General features: G+C 65.1%; 2 protein-coding genes. One reads left to right on the top strand and one right to left on the bottom strand.

Annotation, left to right across the window (positions count from 1 at the left end; translation table 11 throughout):
- Positions 1-382: SDR family oxidoreductase (locus EJK15_RS69775; RefSeq protein WP_240778169.1), on the bottom strand; the 382-nt coding region annotated here is incomplete at its 3' end.
- Between the two features lie 114 nt (positions 383-496).
- On the opposite strand from EJK15_RS69775, the gene EJK15_RS69770 reads away from it, so the two are divergent.
- A partial coding sequence (locus EJK15_RS69770; protein ID WP_138720969.1) for a transposase family protein occupies positions 497-713 on the top strand: 217 nt, incomplete at its 3' end.

The following is a 713-nucleotide window of genomic DNA, read 5'->3' as shown; positions in this document are numbered from 1 at the left end:
CGGAGTAGATCGAGAACTTCTCCAGGATCCGGGTGGCGGCGATGGAGGAGGTAGTGATCAGGTCGGCCGGCTTTCCCGCCTCGGCGGCGGCGCTCAGCTGTGGCAGGAAGGCGCCGATGACGTTCATTACGCCGGTGATGTTCAGGTCGATCTGGCGCTGCCAATCGTCGAGTTGTAGCTCATCGATGGCGGAGATGAGCTGGACACCGGCGTTGTTGAAGACCAGATCCGCTCGCACGAGCTGCTCGGCGACCTGGTCGGCGGCGGCGTGGATGGCTTCGCGGTCGGTGACATCGACGGGCAGCGCCATGGCGACCCCGCCAGCGGTTTGGATGCTGTCGACGAGTGTGTTGTCGGCGTACGGGTTCAAGTGCAGAGCCACGTACAAGTAAACGGGCTCTGTCGCTGATCTTGTGACGCGGAGCGGTTCGATAGCTGATCATGCTCGGCGTGCATTGAAGATCTTCTCCCGTACCTGGCCGGCATCGTCGTGGACGTGGTCGAGCGGGTGGCGAACGTGGTCACGCTGCGCGCTCGAGTTCGAGCAGAGGAAGGGAAGTGCCCGCGCTGTGGGCACGCCTCTGCGCGGGTGCACGGCCGCTACGTCCGGCGGTTGGCCGACATCGCACTCGGCGGTGTCCAGACGGTGCTCGCCTTGACGGTGCGCCGGTTCAAGTGCGTGAACACCGGGTGCACGGCGGTGACGTTCGCCG

Origin of the sequence: Nonomuraea basaltis (assembly GCF_005893125.1) — a bacterium.
In the GTDB taxonomy this organism is placed as follows: domain Bacteria; phylum Actinomycetota; class Actinomycetes; order Streptosporangiales; family Streptosporangiaceae; genus Nonomuraea; species Nonomuraea basaltis.
Note: the sequence above shows the minus strand (reverse complement) of the source record. Positions and strands in the feature narration are given on the sequence as shown.